General features: G+C 71.8%; 14 protein-coding genes. 7 read left to right on the top strand and 7 right to left on the bottom strand.

Annotation, left to right across the window (positions count from 1 at the left end):
- Positions 1-84 precede the first annotated feature (84 nt).
- Both AB5970_RS17050 and rfbB read right to left on the bottom strand, forming a co-directional pair.
- Entirely contained in the window at positions 85-1248 is a 1164-nt protein-coding gene (locus AB5970_RS17050; RefSeq protein ID WP_370505141.1) for an LCP family protein, read from the bottom strand.
- 145 nt (positions 1249-1393) lie between these two features.
- Positions 1394-2389, bottom strand: coding sequence for a dTDP-glucose 4,6-dehydratase (rfbB, locus tag AB5970_RS17045; RefSeq protein ID WP_370505140.1), 996 nt, complete (start codon positions 2387-2389; stop codon positions 1394-1396).
- 398 nt (positions 2390-2787) lie between these two features.
- Between rfbB and AB5970_RS17040 the strand changes: the two genes are divergently transcribed.
- The 4 genes from AB5970_RS17040 to AB5970_RS17025 all read left to right on the top strand — a co-directional run bounded on the left by AB5970_RS17040 (position 2788) and on the right by AB5970_RS17025 (position 8735).
- Positions 2788-5226, top strand: coding sequence for a peptidoglycan recognition protein family protein (locus AB5970_RS17040; RefSeq protein ID WP_370505139.1), 2439 nt, complete (start codon positions 2788-2790; stop codon positions 5224-5226).
- Between the two features lie 82 nt (positions 5227-5308).
- Complete coding sequence (locus AB5970_RS17035) at positions 5309-6142, top strand: ABC transporter permease (protein ID WP_370505138.1); 834 nt, start codon at positions 5309-5311, stop codon at positions 6140-6142.
- Positions 6142-7359: an ABC transporter ATP-binding protein gene (locus AB5970_RS17030; RefSeq protein ID WP_370505137.1), complete on the top strand. Its 1218-nt coding sequence runs from the start codon at positions 6142-6144 to the stop codon at positions 7357-7359. The genes AB5970_RS17035 and AB5970_RS17030 overlap by 1 nt, the downstream gene beginning before the upstream one ends.
- Positions 7356-8735, top strand: a complete 1380-nt coding sequence (locus AB5970_RS17025) for a glycosyltransferase family 4 protein (protein WP_370505136.1) — start codon at positions 7356-7358, stop codon at positions 8733-8735. The genes AB5970_RS17030 and AB5970_RS17025 overlap by 4 nt, the downstream gene beginning before the upstream one ends.
- A 13-nt stretch (positions 8736-8748) precedes the next feature.
- Here the strand turns inward: AB5970_RS17025 and AB5970_RS17020 are convergent, their stop codons facing one another.
- The 3 genes from AB5970_RS17020 to AB5970_RS17010 form a co-directional block, all read right to left on the bottom strand.
- On the bottom strand, positions 8749-9663 hold the full coding sequence (locus AB5970_RS17020) for a class I SAM-dependent methyltransferase (RefSeq protein WP_370505135.1): 915 nt from the start codon (positions 9661-9663) through the stop codon (positions 8749-8751).
- 97 nt (positions 9664-9760) lie between these two features.
- Complete coding sequence (locus tag AB5970_RS17015; protein ID WP_370505134.1) at positions 9761-11269, bottom strand: glycosyltransferase family 2 protein; 1509 nt, start codon at positions 11267-11269, stop codon at positions 9761-9763.
- The gene (locus AB5970_RS17010; RefSeq protein WP_370505133.1) at positions 11266-11628 is read right to left on the bottom strand and encodes a hypothetical protein; all 363 of its coding nucleotides are present in this window, start codon (positions 11626-11628) and stop codon (positions 11266-11268) included. Before AB5970_RS17010 ends, AB5970_RS17015 begins: the two co-directional genes overlap by 4 nt.
- Before the next feature lie 77 nt (positions 11629-11705).
- Between AB5970_RS17010 and AB5970_RS17005 the strand changes: the two genes are divergently transcribed.
- On the top strand, positions 11706-14198 hold the full coding sequence (locus AB5970_RS17005; protein WP_370505132.1) for a glycosyltransferase: 2493 nt from the start codon (positions 11706-11708) through the stop codon (positions 14196-14198).
- Positions 14199-14242: 44 nt separating this feature from the next.
- A complete protein-coding gene (locus AB5970_RS17000) occupies positions 14243-16273 on the top strand; it encodes a DUF2142 domain-containing protein (protein WP_370505131.1) in 2031 nt (676 codons plus the stop codon).
- Here AB5970_RS17000 and AB5970_RS16995 read toward each other — a convergent pair.
- On the bottom strand, positions 16270-17214 hold the full coding sequence (locus AB5970_RS16995) for a glycosyltransferase family 2 protein (RefSeq protein ID WP_370505130.1): 945 nt from the start codon (positions 17212-17214) through the stop codon (positions 16270-16272). The two genes, AB5970_RS17000 and AB5970_RS16995, sit on opposite strands and share 4 nt — an antisense overlap.
- Complete coding sequence (rfbC, locus tag AB5970_RS16990) at positions 17211-17831, bottom strand: dTDP-4-dehydrorhamnose 3,5-epimerase (RefSeq protein ID WP_370505129.1); 621 nt, start codon at positions 17829-17831, stop codon at positions 17211-17213. The genes AB5970_RS16995 and rfbC overlap by 4 nt, the downstream gene beginning before the upstream one ends.
- Before the next feature lie 125 nt (positions 17832-17956).
- On the opposite strand from rfbC, the gene rfbD reads away from it, so the two are divergent.
- The gene (rfbD, locus tag AB5970_RS16985) at positions 17957-18805 is read left to right on the top strand and encodes a dTDP-4-dehydrorhamnose reductase (RefSeq protein ID WP_370505128.1); all 849 of its coding nucleotides are present in this window, start codon (positions 17957-17959) and stop codon (positions 18803-18805) included.
- Positions 18806-18814 lie beyond the last annotated feature (9 nt).

The following is an 18814-nucleotide window of genomic DNA, read 5'->3' as shown; positions in this document are numbered from 1 at the left end:
TGCCGGACCCGGGGGCCGCGCGGGCGCTCCGGGCACGAAGCTGGGCGGGGGTGTGCGCGTGGTCCGCTCGTCGGCGCTCATCCGTCAGCAGACGTCGGTCGTGTCGTCGACCGTGAACGCCTCGCGACCCGGCTTCTTGGTCTCGGTCGGCGTCGGCGTCGCGGGCGGCGCTGTCGTCGCGCCGGGCGCGGTGGTCGACGGAGCCGTCGGAGCCGTCGTCGCGGGCGCGGTGGGCGCCTCGCCGAGCGCCGGCACATCGTTGGCCATGTTCGACCACACCACGTCCGCCGCGGACGTCCACTCGACGCGGTTGGGGTCCGACTTCGCGGGAGCGAACGGGATCGTCATGAAGGTGATGTTGCCACTGCTGATGTTCCGCAGGTTGTAGGCGAGGCCGGTCATGCTGCCGATCGACATCGTGCTGTCCGTGGTCAGCGAGCTCGTCGCGGCGCTGAGGAAGGCGACCAGCTTGGTCGGGCTCGTGAGCACGTCGGCCGACATCACCTCGCGGACCATCGCCGCGATGAGCTTCTGCTGGTTGCCGATGCGGTTGGTGTCCGAGCCGTCGCCGACCCCGTGCCGGGCGCGGGCGTAGGCCAGCGCCATGGTGCCGTCGAGAGTCTGCTGGCCCGCGGGCACGTTGAGTCCCGACAGCTTGTCCTTCAGTGCGGTCGGGAAGCACATCGGGACGCCACCGATGGCGTTGACCATCTGCTGGAAGCCCGCGAAGTCGACGACGACGAAGTGGTCGATCGTCACGCCCGTGTTCTGCTGCACCGTGTTGATCGTGCACGCTGCGGCGGACGCCATGTCGCCGCCCATGTCCCAGCCGGTCGCGAATGCGGAGTTGAACATGCCATGAGTGGCGCGTGACGTCTTGCCGTTGGTCATGGTGCACGAGGGGATGTCGACCAGGGAGTCGCGCGGGATGGAGACGAGCTCGACCCGGGACCGATCTGCGGAGACGTGCAGCACCATCGCGGTGTCGGAGCGCATCCCCGCGGCAGCGCCACCGATCGTGCCGTTGACGCCGTCGCGCTGGTCCGACCCGAGGATGAGGATGTTGACGGCCTGGCCGGCGTTCGGGTCGTCCGGGTCCGGCGTCGACGTCGAGGACGGGGCGGGCTGGACCAGGCTGGAGATGTCGACGCGGTCGACGTTGCTCTGGAGCTTCACGGCCGCCGCGGCGGCTCCGGCACCGGCGAACGCGACGAGCGCGACGACGCACAGAGCGATGCCACGGACCACGCCGTGCGTCCGGAGGCGGCGGACGTGGCGGGCAGCGCGAGGGCGTTGGACAGCGGCGTGGCGGGAGGTCACCCCAGGATCCTAGGAGCGCCCCCGCGCCGTCCGGGGGAGTGCGCGCAGCGGTCGCGTGGAGGATCTGTGCAGATCAGCGGCCCAGCTGCGCGTACTTCGCCTCGGTCGCGTCCTTCTGCGGTCGCCACCACGCCTCGTTCGCCTGGTACCACGCGACGGTGGCCTCGAGGCCCGCGCGGAAGTTCTCGTACTGCGGCACCCAGCCGAGCTCGTCGCGCAGCTTGGTGGAGTCGATCGCGTAGCGCAGGTCGTGGCCCGGGCGGTCGCTGACGAGGTCGTACGCGTCCGCCGGCTGCCCCATGATCTCGAGGATGTCCTCGACGACGGTCTTGTTGTTCTCCTCGCCGTCCGCACCGATGAGGTAGGTCTCGCCGAGGCGGCCGCGCTCGATGATGGCCCACACCGCGCTGTTGTGGTCCTCGACGTGGATCCAGTCGCGCACGTTCTCGCCCGAGCCGTAGAGCTTGGGCCGGACGCCGTCGATCACGTTGGTGATCTGGCGCGGGATGAACTTCTCCACGTGCTGGTACGGCCCGTAGTTGTTCGAGCAGTTGGAGATCGTGGCGCGCACGCCGAAGCTGCGGGCCCACGCGCGGACCAGCAGGTCCGAGGCCGCCTTGGTCGAGGAGTACGGGCTCGACGGGTTGTACGGGGTGTCCGGCGTGAACTTGGCCGGGTCGTCCAGCTCGAGGTCGCCGTAGACCTCGTCCGTGGAGATGTGGTGGTACCGCACGTCGTGCCGGCGGACGGCCTCGAGCAGCTGGTACGTGCCGATGACGTTGGTGCGCACGAACGGCCACGGGTCGTGCAGCGAGTTGTCGTTGTGCGACTCGGCGGCGAAGTGGACCACCAGGTCGACGTCCTTGACCAGGCTGTCGACGATGTCGGGGTCCGCGATGTCCCCCTTGGCGAAGACGACCTTCCCCTCGACCGGGTCCAGGCTGCGCTCGTCGCCCGCGTACGTCAGCGCGTCGAGCACCGTGACGCGGACGTCGGGGCGCTCGCGGACGGTCTGGTGGACGAAGTTGGAGCCGATGAAGCCGGCTCCGCCGGTGACGAGCAGGTGCACGGGTAGAACCTCCGGGAGGGGTGGGAGCACGCCGAGCATATCGGGCCCGCCCGCGTGGGGACTTGACCCTGCGCACCTGTACTGGTCCACTTCCCCAGGATTGGGGGCGGATCATGGGAAACAGGACGACGGCGGCAGCTCTGACCTTGCTGCTGTGCGGGGCGATCTTGCTGAGCGGGCCGGCGGCACAGGCGGCGGAGGTCGGATCGCCGGCGACGGCGCCGTTCGCGCGGCCGGCGGCGGCGTTGGCGACTGATCCTGGACCGGCGGAGGCGATCGCCCTCGACGAGGTCCCCGTCGACGTCCGTCCGCCCGTGCCCGCAGCGGCCGGGTCGCCCAGCGAGCCGGCCACCGACGGGACCGTCGTCGCCGACGAGCCTGCCCCAGGCGATCGCGTGGTGAGCGACCTCGTCGCGTCGACCGACTACCAGACGGCCGGCGTCACCTGGGCGAGCGCTGGCCCCGACGGCGACCTGGGCGTCCAGGTGCGCACGCGGACGGACGGTGCGTGGTCACGCTGGACCGCGCTCGAGGACGACGGGGTGTCGCCGGACGCGGGCACGACCGAAGCCGGCCGCGACCTGCGCGGCGGCACCGAGTCCGTCTGGATCGGCGACGCCGACGCGCTCCAGCTCTCTTTCCCGACCGAGGCTGCGGCGACCTCGTCGGACGTCCGCCTCGTGCTGGTCGGCTCCGACGCAGCGGCCGATTCGACGACCGTCGACCGTGGCGCGGTCGCGTCCAGGTCGGTCCCCCGCACCGAGGTCGCGGCGGCGGTCCAGCCGACCGCGACCGTCGCGGCAGCGGTCGCCGCTCCCGGCGTGATCTCCCGGGCGGCCTGGGGCGCGGCGCCCGCCCGGTGCGCCCTCGACGTCGCCTCGACCCTGCTCGCGGCCGTCGTGCACCACACCGCCGGACCGAACACCTACTCGTCCGTGGCCGAGGCCATGGCGCAGATCCGGAACGACCAGAAGTACCACCAGGACGGTCGGGGCTGGTGCGACATCGGCTACAACTTCCTCGTCGACAAGTGGGGCAACGTCTACGAGGGGCGCGCGGACTCGGGCACCAAGCCCGTCATCGGCGTGCACGCGGGCGGGTTCAACACGGCGACCGTGGGCATCTCGATGGTGGGGGACTACAGCAGCATCACGCCGTCCGCGGCGGTGCAGGAGAGTGTCGCGCGCCTGATCGCGTGGCGGCTCTCCGCGTACCACCGCGACCCGACGAGCACGATCGGCTACACGACGCTGGGTGGCGAGAACTCTCGCTTCGCGGCGGGTACGTACCTGGCGCTCCCTGTGGTCATCGGACACCGGGACGTCGCGTTCACCGCCTGTCCGGGCGAGAATGCCTACGCGGTCCTCGGGGCGATCAAGTCGCGCGCCCGTCAGCTCATCGGAGCGTCGTGGGTCAACCCGTCGGCATCGACGACCTCCGTCGCGTACGGCTCCGGTCTGACTGTGTCCGGCGGCGTGATCTCGACGATCGACTGGACCTTGAGCATCGTCGACCAGCGCACAGGTGTCGAGCTCGTCCGCAGGACCGGCGCTGCCGGGCCGTCTGGCGGTTCGGCGCTCGTCGGCTGGGACGGCAGGAGCGACGGGGGGACCTACCTCGGCACCGGCACCTATCGCCTGACTCTCAGCGGCACCGAGCGAGGCAGCGGAGTCCCGGTCGTCCCGTGGAGCACGGCGTTCGCCGTCACAGGGAGCCAGAACCCGCCCGTGGTGCCGGCCGTTCCGGTTGTCGGAAACCTGGCGTTCGTCCCTGTCGTGCCGACCCGGCTGACCGACACCCGCTTCACCGGGGCGTCCCTCGGGCCCGCGTCACGGATGGACCTGTCCGTGACAGGCGTGGCGGGTATCCCGGCCGACGCGAAGGCCGTGGCACTGAACGTCACCACGGTCGCCTCGTCAGCGTGGACGTTCCTGCGCGTCTGGCCGGCGGGTCAACCGATGCCGGACGCCTCCGTGCTCAACAGCGACCCCGCTCGCACCACGGGCGCGGGGGTGGTGTCGGCAGTCGGTGGTGGCGGCAAGGTGAGCATCTACAACAACTCGGGGTCGACACACGTCGTCGTCGACGTCACCGGCTACTTCGTCGAGGACAGTGCGGCAGCCGTCGGGTACGCACCGCTCGCGACCGCGGCTCGCGTGCTCGATACGCGTGCCGAGGGCGGCCGGCTCGTGGCGGGGGCGAACCGCACCGTCCAGGTCGCCGGGCGGTCAGGCATCCCGGCGGGCGCGAAGGCCGTCCTGGTCAACGTGAGCTCGGTGATGCCGACCGGGGTCGGAAACATCGTCGCCTACCCCTCCGGGGGCGCAGTTCCGACGGTCGCGAGCGTCAACCACCTCCCGGGCGACAACGTCAGCAACCGCACGATCGTCCCGCTCGGCGCAGACGGCAAGGTCACCCTCGCGTTGCAGGGCGCATCGGCCGACGTCGTGCTGGACGTCGTCGGATGGTTCGGTACGGACGGCGCGCTTCGCTACACGCCGATCGTCCCGGCTCGCGCGTGGGACACGCGCCTCTCGGGCGGACCGCTCGCCGCAGGGGAGCAGCGCGACATGCCGCTCACGGCGGCGGAGCTCCCGGCCGAGGCGCGCGTCGCGATGGTCGCCCTCGCGGCGACGCAGCAGACCGCCCGGATGACCTTCCTCACCGCGTGGGCGCCCCCCGGCACCCGCCCGCTCGCGTCCGACCTGAACACCGGGGCGGGACGGGACCAGGTCAACCTCAGCGCCGTTCCCATCGCCGCGAACCGCACGGTGCGGGTGTACAACGACGCAGGTACGGCGCACGTCGTCGTGGACGTCGAGGGCTGGTTCGGCTGACCTGGCACTCCGGCGCCACGCGTTAACCTAGGTCGCTGCCGCCGCACCCGGTCGGCACGTCGCAGACCGTCCCGGAGGTGTCGTGAGCCTGATCGCCGACGTCCGCTCGTCGCGCGAGCTTCTCGTCAACCTCACCCGTCGGGAGGTCAAGGGGAAGTACAAGCGCACAGCGCTTGGGCAGCTCTGGTCGCTGGCCAACCCGCTGGCGCAGATGCTCGTCTACACCCTTGTCTTCTCGGTCATCATCAAGATCGAGCCCGACATCGGCGAGCCGAGCGGGCTGGACATCTTCGCGCTGTGGCTGATGTGCGCGCTGCTCCCGTGGACGTTCTTCACCTCGGTGGTGACCGGCGGGATGTCATCGCTCGTGGGCAACGAGAATCTCATCAAGAAGGTCTACTTCCCGCGCTCCGCGCTGGTCATCTCCAACGCGCTGGCCGCGTCCTACACCTGGGCCATCGAGATGGCGGTGCTGGTGGTGGCCCTGGTGCTCTTCGGCGGCAACCCGTTGCCGTTCGTGCCCCTGGTCGTCCTTGCGATGGCCGTCCTCTTCGTCTTCTCGCTCGGCGTCTCGCTGCTGCTCTCGATCGCCAACGCGTACTTCAGGGACATGCAGCATCTGGTGACCATCCTGTTCCAGGTGTGGTTCTACCTGACACCGATCCTCTATCCCATCAGCCAGGTCGCGACGATCTCGGAGAGCCGGGGGCCGCTGTTCGGGGACGTCACCCTGCTCGACCTGTACCGGCTCAACCCCATGGAAGGGTTCACGGAGATCTTCCGCAACCTGCTCTACGACAACCGGCTGCCCGAGTGGGGCACCTCGCTGGAGTGCATCGTCTGGGCCGTCGTCGCCCTCGCGGTAGGCAGCTGGGTGTTCGAGCGCCACCAGCGGCGGCTGGCGGAGGTGCTCTGATGGGCGACGCGATCGTCGTCGACAACGTCACCAAGCGCTTCCGGGTCTACCACGAGCGCAACCAGAGCCTGAAGTCCGCCGTGATGCGGCGCAGCCGTGGAAGCTATGAGGACTTCCTCGCGCTCGACGACGTCAGCCTCACCATCCCCGAGTCGTCGACCTTCGCGCTGGTCGGCGACAACGGCTCCGGCAAGTCGACGCTGCTCAAGTGCCTCGCCCGCATCCTCGTCCCGGACTCCGGCTCGGTGACGACGAACGGTCGGATGGCGGCGCTGCTCGAGGTGGGCTCGGGGTTCCACCCCGAGCTCTCGGGCCGCGACAACGTGTACCTCAACGGGTCGATCCTCGGCATGTCCCGTCAGGAGATCGACCGCAAGTTCGACGAGATCGTCGACTTCTCGGGCGTCGAGCAGTTCATCGACCAGCCCGTGAAGAACTACTCGTCGGGCATGTACGTCAGGCTCGGCTTCTCCGTCGCCATCAACGTCGACCCGGAGATCCTGCTGGTCGACGAGGTGCTCGCCGTCGGTGACACCGCCTTCCAGGCCAAGTGCACCGAGAAGTTCGCCAGCCTCAACCGGGAAGGTCGCACGGTCGTCCTGGTGTCCCACTCTCTGCCCTCGGTCCGGGCGATGGCGGACCACGCTGCGTGGCTCGACCACGGGCACCTGCGCGCGGTCGGCACCGCGGCGGACGTTCTCGAGCACTACGAGGAGTCGACCCGCGGGGCGACGGGCGTCGCGGTCGTCGGGGGTCTGGAGCACACCGGCAGCGGCGAGATCCGCGTGACGGGCGTCGAGGTGCTCGGACCGGACGGCCGCACGCGCATCGACGTCGGGCAGCCGGCCCGCGTGCGGATCTCCTACGAGGTCGCCACCCCGGTCGACGGTCCGGTCATCGGGTTCGCGGTCGAGGCGCTCGACGGCACGTATCTCGCGGCGACGAACACGCGGGACGCCGAGGCCCTGGTGGGCCGGGTCGACACGCACGGCGTGGTCGAGTGCGAGCTCCCGTCGGTCCAGCTCCACCCGGGCGACTACATCGTCACGGCCGCGGTCACCGACTCGACCACGACGCACTCGATCGACTACGTGCGGGACATCGCGCGGTTCACCGTGGACAGCGGCGCGCACCGGTGGTCCGGCGGCTACCTGGCGCTGCCCGCCTCGTGGGGCGCTGTCGTCCCCGGCGCGGTCCGCGAGGGGACCGAGGCGTGAGCGGGGACGGGCACGCGGCGCGCGTGGTCGTCGTCACGCTCGACAGGCTTGCCGAGCAGATGGCCGGCCCGGCCATCCGCGCGTGGGAGATCTCCCGCTATCTCTCGGAGACCCACGAGGTCCGCCTGCTGACCTTCGGCGAGTGCACCCGCGACGGCGTCGGCTTCGAGGCCGCACGCATCGGCGTGGGGGAGTTCCGTGCCGCCGTCGAGTGGGCCGACGTCGTGATCCTTCAGGGCTACATCGCGGCCACCTTCCCGTGGCTCCGGGAGATCGACGTCGTCGTCGTCGTCGACCTCTATGACCCGTTCCACATCGAGAGCCTCGAGGTGCAGCGGGGCCAGTCGCCGGCAGCGCGGGACGACTCCCTGGCCTCCGCGCTGCGTGAGCTCGACGCACAGATCACGCGCGGGGACGTCTTCCTGTGCGCGTCCGACCGGCAGCGCGACCTGTGGATCGGGCACCTCGCGGCGGCCGGCCGTCTCAACCGGCTCACGTACGACGCCGACCCCAGCCTGCGGGACCTCGTGCGGATCGTGCCCTTCGGGATCTCATCGGAGCCGCCGCGGCGCACCGGCCCGGCGATCAAGGGGGTCGTCCCGGGCATCGGAGTCGACGACAAGGTCGTGATCTGGGGCGGTGGTGTCTACAACTGGTTCGACCCGCTCACCCTCGTGCGCGCGATCGACGTGGTCCGCGAGACCGTCCCCGACGTGCGCCTCTACTTCCTGGGCATGCGCCATCCGAACCCGGACGTCCCCGAGATGCGGATGGCGCAGCGGCTGCGCGACCTCGCCGACGAGCTGGGCCTGCTGGGCACGCACGTCTTCTTCAACGAGGACTGGGTCCCGTACGAGCGGCGGGCCGACTACCTGCTCGATGCCGACATCGGCGTCTCGTGCCACTTCCCGCACGTCGAGACCGAGTTCTCGTTCCGCACCCGGATCCTCGACTACCTCTGGGCGGGTCTGCCGATCGTGAGCACCGGCGGGGACGCGTTCGCGCCCCTCGTCGAGCGCGCCGGGCTCGGTCGCGTCGTGCCTGCGGAGGACGTGCCCGCTCTCGCCGCTGCGCTGGGCGAGCTGCTGACCGACGCCGACGAGCGGGCCCGGGTCCGGGTCAACGTCGAGCACGCCGCCGAGGACTTCCGGTGGCCGCGGGTGCTCGCTCCCGTGCTCGCCATCTGCGACGACCCGCGGCGTGCGGCGGACTCCAGCCTGCTGCGTGACCACGCGGCTCCGGCCGCGTCGGGTCCCGTGCTGGTCCGCTCGGCGCGCGCCGACGCGAGCGCGCTGGTGCGCCACCTGAGGCGCGGGGGTGTGCGGCACACCCTGGGCAAGATCAGCAACCGGGTCCGGTCGGTGCTGGGGCGCTGACTGCGCCCCGTCGTCAGGCGCCCGGCCGGTGGCCGAACCTGTGCGCGACGCTCGCCAGCGACCGGGAGAACCGGTAGCCGCGGGTGGCCGTGATGGTCGCGACATCCTGGGCGAGAGCGTCCCGCTCGGCCTCGACCTCACGGATGCGGGCGGTGAGCGCGTCGGCCGCCGCGATCATGGCCAGGTCGGCCTGCTGGTTCTGCCGGTCGGAGTAGTGCCCGCCGAGCGCCAGCTGGGCGGGGATCTCGAGGTCGACAGGCTCGCGCGCGCAGACGAGGTAGAAGTAGAGGTACTGGTCCCGCTCGAGCGGCGCGAGGTTGGTCACCTGCATGTCCACCGGGCCCTCGGTGCTGAAGGCCTCCTGCGTGCCGATCGCGACGGCCTTCCAGGTGGCCTGGAAGTACGGGCGCACGAACGAGAAGTGCCTGCTGACCAGCTCCATCAGCTCGTCGTAGACGAACTCGTGCAGGTGGAAGTGGTTGCCCTCGATGAACTCGAGGTCGTTCGGCGTCGAGACCAGAGCCACGCCACCGGGGGCGAGCACGCGATCGATCTCCGCCACGAACCGCTCGTAGTCCGCGACGTGCTCGATGGTCTCGAAAGTGACCACGACGTCGACGCTGGCGTCGTCCACGGGGATGCGCTCGGCGTCGCCGACGCGGAACTCGAGGTTGCTCCGGCTGTGCTCCGTCGAGGCGTACGCGACGGCGTCGGCGCTCACGTCGACGCCGATCACGCTGGCGGCCGACCCGGCGAGCAGCTGGCTCCCGTAGCCCGAGCCCGACGCGATGTCGAGGACGCGCTTGCCGCGCACGACCTCCGTGGCTGCCAGGTAGCGGTTGACGTGCTCGCTGTACATGAGCGACGGACGGTGGAACTCGGGGACCATGCGTTCGCCGTCGTTGTCGATCGTCTTCGCGTCGGTCATCCGTGCCACCTGTCTGCCGTACCCAGTTGTCCGCGGACCAGGGTCGTCCGCCGGGCCGCCACACTACCGGCTGAGCGTCGGCGTACCGGAACCGCGGTCAGTGAACGCTGCGCGTGTTCTCCCACGGGTCCGCCCAGGCGAGCCAGATCCAGTCCTCCTGGAGCGTCTCGACCTCGGAGTCCAGGATGTCCGCGGTGCGGGTCGAGGACTCGTAGTGGTGCAGGCGGGCGGCCGGGGTGACCACGACACGGCGTCCCGAGCGGACGACCTTGTGGCACAGGTCGACGTCGTTGTAGTTGAGCGGCAGATCCTCGGTGAGCCCGCCGAGGTCGAAGAAGTCCTGGCGGGACAGGAGCAGGCAGGCACCCGTCGCGGCGACGAAGTCGGTGTCCAGGAGTCCCAGCCCGAAGTGCGTGAAGCCGTCCGGATTGCCCTGCAGCGCGTGCCACGGCAGCCAGACGTCGGAGTACACGACGCCGACGTGCTGGAGCCGGCCGTCCTCGTGCACCAGCCGGGCGCCCACGGCGCCGATCGACGGGTCCCGGAGCACCGACACCATCCGGCCCAGCCAGTCGGCGTCGATCGACTCGATGTCGTCGTTGAGCAGCAGGACCTGCTCCCCGCTCGCCGCGGCGGCGCCGATGTTGACCGATCGGGAGAAGTTGAACGTGCCCGGCGCCGGTGCGACGACGAGCCGGTCGCCGACGATTGCGCGGACGCGGTCGACCACCTCGTCCGGGGTGCCCTCCGATGGCACGAGCACGAGCTCCCAGTGCGCGTAGTCGGTCCGCTCGACCAGCGAGCGTGCGCACAGCTCGACCAGCAGCTCGTCGCGGCCCCGCACCGTCCGCCGTCCGCCGCCCGTGGGGACGACGACCGAGACCCGGGGCTGCTCGTCGACCTCCCGCCAGACGCTGACGCCGCCGGGGTACTCCGCGCGCTGCGTGCGCACCCGTTGGCCGGCCCGGGCGAAGTGGCGCGCTACGGCCCGCTCGCCGGCGTCCCACACGTCGTTCGTCGTCGGGGGCGCCTCGGGACGGCTCACGCCGATGAACGGCAGGTGCCCGATCCGGTCCGTGCGCTCGACCACCCGAAGGTGCGCGTCCCACTCCTGCGCGCCCGCGGACTCCTCGGTGAACCCGCCGACCGACCGCAGCAGGGAGCGCCGCAGCAGGCACACCCGGCCCAGGTAGTCGATGCCCCGCTCGTACTCGGGGGCCCAGGCCGGCTTGGTGAAGATGCCGCCGGCGCCGACGCCGGGCCACTGCTCGTCGGTGTACAGCACGTCGAGACCGGGGTCGCTGGCCAGCCGGCTCTGCACGGCCTCGAGGGCGCCGGGCTCGAGGCGGTCCCCCACGCCGAGGACCGCGACCCAGGTACCGCGCGCGGCGTCGAGGGCCTTGGTCAGCTGCGCGCTCAGGGTCGCGTCGGGCACGACGATCTCGCGGAGCCACGGGTGGTCCACGCCGGTCGGCGTCGCCGTCACGAGGACGAGCTCCCACGACGCCGTCGGAGCGCGGACGAGGGCCGCGGCACCGATCGTGGCGAGCGCGCCATCGCGGTCGGCTCCCGCCGCGACCAGCAGGGAACAGACGGGTGGGGTCATCGACCGGCGACCCGGGCGGCGGAGCGCACGATCCGGCGGGGGACGCGGGCGGCCCGCCTGACGAGGTGCACGACCCGGGTCGCGACCGGGGACGGGCCCGGCGCCGCAGCGGCGGTCGCGAGGAGGTTCTCGATCCGCACGTCACGCTCAGCGATGGCCACCCGGTGGTCCTGGAGCAGCTCGTCGCGCACTCGGACAGCCCCGCGCAGGCCGTCCACCTGGGCGTGCAGCGCGGCGACGCGGTCGTGGAGCGCGGCGATCTCGCGGGTAGCGACCTCGGCCGCGAGAGCCTCGTGGATGTCGCGGTCTGCGGTGCGCAGGCCAGTCAGCCAGGCTGCTCGCTCGTCGTCGATCGGCATGGGAGCAATGTAGGCCATCCGGCGTCCTGGGCCGACGTCCAACTGGATGACCCTCGCGGGCGCCTACGATGGGCCAGGTGCGCATCCTGGTCGTCTCCGCTCACTACCCCCCGAACCTGACGAGCGGTGGCACGCTGGTGCCGCAGCGGCTCGCCCGGGGGCTCTCCGCGCGGGGTCACGACGTCCGGGTGTACGCCGGTCACCTCGGCGGCGACCGCAAGGCTCTGTCGACCTGGGACGAGACCGACGAGACCGGCCTGCCGGTCCGCTGGATATCCATCACCCCGTTCACGGCGTGGTCGGACCCGCTGAACAGCCTCAACCCCGGCGCCGAGGACGACTTCGCGCGCTACCTGGACGAGAACCCCGTCGACGTCGTCCACCTGCACTCGCTCCAGACGCTCGGTGCCGGCCTGGTCTCGGTGGCCAAGCGGTCGGGTGCCGCGGTCGTCGTGACGATGCACGACTTCTGGTGGACGTGCGCACGCCAGTTCCTGGTCGCTCCTGACCTGACCCCGTGCTCGCTCGTCGTCTCGTGCGGCGGCTGCCCCTGCGCGGTCGACCACGCGTGGCTGCTCGAGCGGAACCGTGCCCTGGCGGCGCATCTGCAGGACGCGGACCTGATCCTGTCCCCGTCGCGCAGCGCGGCCGACGTGATGATCGCGAACGGTGTCGATGAGCACCACGTGCGGGTCGACGAGAACGGGCTCCCGACGCGCTCGGCGTCGGACGTGGCGCGCAGCGCGTCCGACGAGCTGCGGTTCCTGTTCGCCGGTGGCAGCGACCCGATGAAGGGGCTTCCCGTCCTGCTGGACGCCCTGGCGGACGTTCCCGCGGGCGGCTGGTCGATCGATCTGTTCGGGGTGGGGTCGGTGAGCCGGCACGGCCTCGGCGACCATGTGCGGGCCCGACCGTCGTACGCGCCGGACCAGCTGGACGAGGTGCTCGCGGAGCACGACGTGCTCGTCCTGCCGTCCGTGATGCGCGAGTCGCACTCGATCCTCACCCGGGAGGCGCTGGGCGCGGGGCTGGCGGTCGTGTGCACGGACACGCTCGGCCCCGAGGAGGTGGTCCACGACGGCGTCAACGGCCTGGTCGTGCCCGCCGCCGACCCCGACGCCCTCGCCCTCGCGCTGCGCCAGCTCACCGGCAACCGGGACACTGTGCGCGCCATGCAGGAGCGGGCGGTCGACGTCGAGGTCCGCGAGCTGGACGACCAGGTAGTGGGCCTGGAGGACACCTACGCCGAGCTGCTCGGGGGCGTCGACGCCGTCCCGGAGGACCCGGACCCGCTGCTCCGGCGGGTGCTGTTCGTCGTCGGGATCCAGGGCGCACCGCTGCGGTACCGCGCGCAGCTCCCCGCCGAGTCCCTCGAGGAGCTGGGCATCCGCACCGACGTGCGCCACTACCGCGACCCCGAGCTGGTGGCGCTGGCCGCGGTCGCGGACGCTGTCGTCATCTACCGCGTCCCCGCCACACACGAGGTGCTCGACCTGATCGGTCAGGTGCGCGTCCGCGAGCGTCGGGTCCCCGTGCTCTTCGACGTCGACGACCTGATCGTGGACCCCGGGCTGCGCGGTTCGGTGCACGGGCTCGAGGGGATGAGCGACGCTGAGCTCGACCTCTGGTGGAGCGGCGTCGCCCGCTACCGCACCACGCTCGAGGCGTGCGACGCCTACGTCGGCAGCACGGAGGAGCTGTGCGCCGAGGTCGGCGAGCTCACCGGGCTGCCCGTCTTCCGGTTCGCCAACGGGGTCGGCTCCGCCCTCGCGCAGACGAGCGCGCGCGCGCTCGCTCGGCCGCGCAGGCCCGGTCCGCTGCGGATCGGCTACTTTTCGGGCACGACCACCCACGACGCCGACTGGGCGCTCGTCGAGCCGGCCGTCGTCGAGGTGATGCAGAGGCACCCGGACGTCGAGCTCTGGCTCGGTGGGCACCTCGGCACCGGACCGGCCCTGGAGGCGGTGGCGTCCCGCGTGCGTCGGCTGCCGATGCTCCCGTGGACCGAGCTGCCGAACCGGCTGCGCGATGTTGACGTGAATCTGGCCCCGCTCGTGCTGGGGAGCGTGTTCAACGAGGCGAAGTCGGCGATCAAGTGGCTCGAGGCCGCGCTCGTCGCGACGCCGACCGTCGCCGCGCCCACGCAGCCGTTCCGCGAGGCCATCGACGACGGCGTCACAGGGCACCTTGCCGACGGGCACGAGGAGTGGGTGGACGCCCTCGAGCGACTCCTCACTGACGAGCACCACCGCACCCTCGTCGGCACCCGCGCACGCCGCGCAGCCCTGCTGCGCTGGTCACCGGCCCATCAGGGACACCGCTACCGCGAGATCCTTCGGACCGCGGCTCGCGATGTGCGAGGGGGAGTCCGCCGGCACAGCTCGTGGGTGCCGGTCGCGACCACCGAGCCGTTCAGTGCGGCCGACGCCTGGGTCGAGGAGTACCCGCCGCGGTCGGCCGCGGCACCGGGGCCGTGGCGGATGCGCGGGACTGCGGTCAGGCGCGTCTATCGCTCCGGTGGCATCAAGGCCGTCGCCGACCGGGCGCGTCGTCGCCTCTGGCGCGGGTGAGCGGGGTCCCGCAGGCGGTCGATCGGCGCGAGCCGGTCGTCCGCATGCCGTCGCGACGCCTGGCACGGACCTGGCCGGCCGTACTCGTGGTCGTCGCGCTCGTCGCGGTCGTCCTCGCCTGGTTCGCCCAGCCCAGCGGGCCGATCACCGGCGCCGCCCAGGAGCGCCTCGTCATCGTGGCACCCGGTGAGAACGTCGGCCCGGACTCGCCGGTATGGGTCGACGTGCACGCCACCGAGGATGGCCTGGCCGCCGTGCAGGTCGTGTTCGCGACCTTCGTCGGGACCATCAGCTGCACCCTCGAGGGCACGCTGTACGACGGCTCGCGGGAGCTGGTGACGAGCGTGGTGCCGTGCGCCGACCTCCGCGACAACCAGCCGAGCACGGTCGTGACGCTGCCACCCCTGCAGGACTCGGCGGGAGCCGACTACCGGCTCCGGATGGCGCTCCAGGAGGGCAGCACCACCGGCCCCACCGTGTGGACCGCCACGAACGGCGCCGCCGTCGTCACCCGCTACGACCCGGCTCCGCACCGGTGGGACCTGGTGGGCACCGTGCTGGAGCGGGTCGCGGTCTACGCGCCCTGGTGGGGTGCACCCGCCGGCACGACGGCGCTCGTTGTGCTCGGCATCGCCTGTCTGACGCTCCTGGTGCTCCGGCCGCGGTGGGCGTTGTTCGCCGTGCTCGGGCTGGTGCTGGTCAAGGGCTTGCTCTGGTCGTTGCTGATCCCCCCGCTGCAGGGAATGGACGAGGGCGCGCACTTCGCGTACGTCCAGTACGTCGGCGAGGAGCACGCGATCCCGGACCGGGGACAGGCCGATCGGACAGCCCGGCCGTTCAGTGACTCGCTGGTCCTCACGTCCGCCCGCATGGGCGTCTCTGCGCTCGCGCCCACCGACCGGCCCGACTACACCGAGGAGGCTCGCAGGTCGCTGCTCGAGGAGGACCGCAGACTGAGCGCCGACTCGGACGGTGCGACGACCGCGGCGGGGTACCCGCCCGCCTACTACGGGCCGGCCGCGCTGTTCTACCTCGCGGCCGACGACGACACCGTCGCGCAGATCCATGCGGTACGGCTGTGGTCGGTGCTGCTCGGGCTCGCGGCGATCGCCATGGCGTGGCTGTTCTCGCGAGAGGCGGTCGCCAGCCCGGCGGCCCGCGCAGCGATCGTCACCTCGGTCGCGCTCCAGCCCATGCTCGCGCACCAGTTCGCCATCGTGAACAACGATGCGCTCGCGCTCGTGTCCGGGTTCGCCGCGTTGTGGCTGGGCGCCAGGCTCACGCGATCGCCCCGTCATGCCGGTCTCATGGCGCTGGCTGGAGTTGCCGTTGGCGTCGGGCTTCTGGCCAAGCCGTACGCGATCGTCGGAGTCCTGCCTGTCGCGGTCGGGTGGATCCTCGGTGTCGTGAGGGAACGGGCTCGCGGCTGGAGGGTGCTGCTCGGAGAGCCCGTGCTCGCCGTGGCCGGCGTCGCTGCGACCTACGGCGTCTGGCTCGCGATCGCGGCGGTCTCGGGGATCTCGTCATCGACGACGTTTCCTCAGGTTCCCGCCGCCGGAGGGCGCGACCTCGTGACGTACCTGGCCACGCAGTACGACCCGCAGCTGGTCGAGGTGCGCCGGCTGTGGGTCACACAGCTGTGGGGCTCGTTCGGGTGGGTGAACACACCGCTGCCCGACGGCTGGCTCACGGTGATCGGCGTGTTCGAGGGGGTCCTCGTCCTCGCGATCGTCGCGTGGTTGGTGCTGCTCGTCATCGACCGCGGGCGTCAGTCCGACGTCGTCGCCCAGGTCGACCGGCTGGTCGCGGTGTGCGTCGCGAGCACGGTCGGGACGATCGCGGTGCTGTACGGGATCGAGTACGCGTACTTCCACGCGTCCGGCGGCACCGAGCTGCTGCAGGGCCGCTACGCGCTCGCCATCATCCCCGCGCTGGTCGCGCTGCCCGGCCTGCTGGTCCAGCGCTTCAGCCGCGGCCGGTGGTCACCCACGGCGACGCTCTGGGGCGTGGCCGCGCTGGTCGCCGTGCTGTTCGCGGTGTCGGTCGTGACGGTCGTCGGGCACTTCACGCTCTAGCGGGAATGCTCCGGCATCTTCCCCGTGCGGCCCCGGATCCCGTCGGCCAAGCCGCGGAGCATGAGGGGCACGCGACGTCGGCGTGGTGCGACGGCGATCGTGTAGAACACGATGTACTTCGTGATCCACCACACGTAACCGACGCGCCACCCGGCCGGGAGCGCGGACGAGCGGACGAGCGCGACGGTGTTGCGCACCATGTAGTAGTTGCGAGGGATCGACTGGACGTGGACGGACCGCTCGCGGCCCGGCACGTACTGCGGCGTGTCACCGAGCTCGTGCTGCAGCTCCGCGCCGACGACGGCGTACAGCGTGTACCCCGCGTTCCGCGCGCGGACACCCCACTCGAGGTCGACGTGGTCGATGAAGTAGCTCTCGGCCATCGGACCGACCGCGCGGAGCGCGGCCAGGTCGACGAGGCAGCCAGACGCGATGAGGAACCCCGCCTCCACGAGCGTCCCGGGCTCGGTAGGCAGCTCGGTCCGGCGCGGGCCCCAGCGGGTGGCCCGGTAGACGAACGCCGGCTCGCCGTCGCGGTCGTCCTTCGCGACGGCCCCGACGGCGGCCACGCGGCGACCGGACGCGTCCGGCGAGCCGTCCAGGATCGCGGTCAGCAGGCGCTCGACCATGTCGGGTGCGGGGACCGAGTCCTGGTCCAGGAGCAGCACGTGCGTGGCGCCCAGGAGCTCGGCGTGGTCGACGCCGACGTTCTGGGCAGCGGCGATGCCCAGGTTGGCGCCCAGTTCGACCAACGAGCTCGCCGTCGCGTCCGCGACCGCGCGCAGCGCCTCGAGGGTGGGCACCGGGCTCCCGTTGTCGACCACCACGATGTGGGCGACCTGCGGGCGGACGGCGTCGAGCAGGTGCCGGGTCGCCTCGACCACCGGGTGATAGGTGACGACGACCGCCACCACGGTGGGGCCGGTGCGATCGGGTGTCACCGAGCGCGCAGGCTCGCCGTGAACGCCTCGACGTCGTCCAACGAGGGAAGAAGCCCGGCCGTCTGAGCGTCCGCGAGCGTCGGCGCGGCGTCGTCCTTGGGCGAGAGCAGAGGCGTCAGCGGACGCCCGTCGCGCGACTCTGTGGGCCAGTCGATGCCGACTGCCGGGTCGAGCGGGTGGATGCCGTGCTCGCGCCCGGGCGCGTAGGGGGCGCTGCACAGGTAGAGGACCGTCGACTGGTCCTCCAGGGCCATGAAGGCGTGGCCGAGCCCCTCGGGGATGTAGATGGCGCGCCGGTCGACGTCGTCGAGCAGGACCGCGTCCCACCGGCCGAACGTCGGGGAGCCGACTCGGATGTCGACGACGACGTCCAGGACGGCACCGCGCGCACACGTGACGTACTTGCCCTGGCCCGGGGGGACGTCGGCGAAGTGGACGCCGCGGAGCACACCGGCGGACGAGACCGAGCAGTTCGCCTGCGCGAGCGCGAGCTGGTGCCCGGTGGCCTCGACGAAGGCCTCCCCGGAGAACCACTCGAGGAACACGCCCCGGTCGTCCGGGAACTGCTTCGGGGTGATCTCGAGCGCACCGGGGACGGTCAGTTCGCGCACCTGCATGTCTGGTCCTCCTCCTGGGGTCGTGGGTCAGGGTAGTACGTCGTGCGGCCGGTCTCTGGCGTCGCGGGCGCGCCCCGGCACGGCCACTAGGCTGCGGGAAGCAGTCGACGAGAGGTGTGTGGGGAATGCGCTGGAGTGTTGTCGGAGCGGGCGGGATGCTGGGGCAGGACCTGGTCGCTGCCCTGCGGGATGCCGGGGCCGACGTCACCAGCCTCGGTCGCGGGACGGTGGACATCGGTGACGTGGCGGACGCCGAGCGGGCGTTCGCGGGAGCCGACGTCGTCGTGAACTGTGCGGCGTACACCGCGGTGGATGCGGCGGAGACGGACGAGCCAGCTGCGTTCGCCGTCAACGGGACGGGCGCGGCCAATGTCGCGCGGGCCGCGCGCCGCGTCGGAGCGCGCGTCGTGCACGTCTCCACCGACTACGTCTTCGACGGGTCCGCGAAGGCGCCCTACGCCGAGGACGCACCCCTGGCCCCCCGGTCCGCCTACGGCCGGACCAAGGGCGCGGGGGAGTGGGCGGTGCGAGCAGAGCACCCCGACCACCTGCTCGTCCGGACCGCTTGGCTGTACGGCGCCCACGGCGCCTGCTTCCCCAGGACGATCGCGCGGCTGGCCGCCGAGCGCGGTGGCCTCGACGTCGTCGCCGACCAGCTGGGCCAGCCCACCTGGACGGTCGATCTCGCGGACCTGATCCTGCGGCTCGTGCAGGCGCAGGCCCCGTCGGGCACCTACCACGGGACGTCGTCCGGAAGCACGACCTGGCACGGCTTCGCGCAGGCCGCCGTCGCGGCCGCGGGCCTGGACCCGGCGATCGTCCGGCCCACGACGAGCGAGGCGTTCGTCCGGCCCGCCCCGCGGCCCGCCTACTCCGTGCTGGGCCACGACGCATTCGTCGGCGCCGGGGTGGAGCCCATCGGCGACTGGCTCGAGCGGTGGCAGCTCGCGGCGCCGCAGGTGCTGGCCGGATAGGCGCCCCGC

Source organism: Cellulomonas sp. ICMP 17802, from assembly GCF_041295535.1.
GTDB lineage: Bacteria > Actinomycetota > Actinomycetes > Actinomycetales > Cellulomonadaceae > Cellulomonas.
This window is presented reverse-complemented; position numbering and strand designations above follow the sequence as displayed.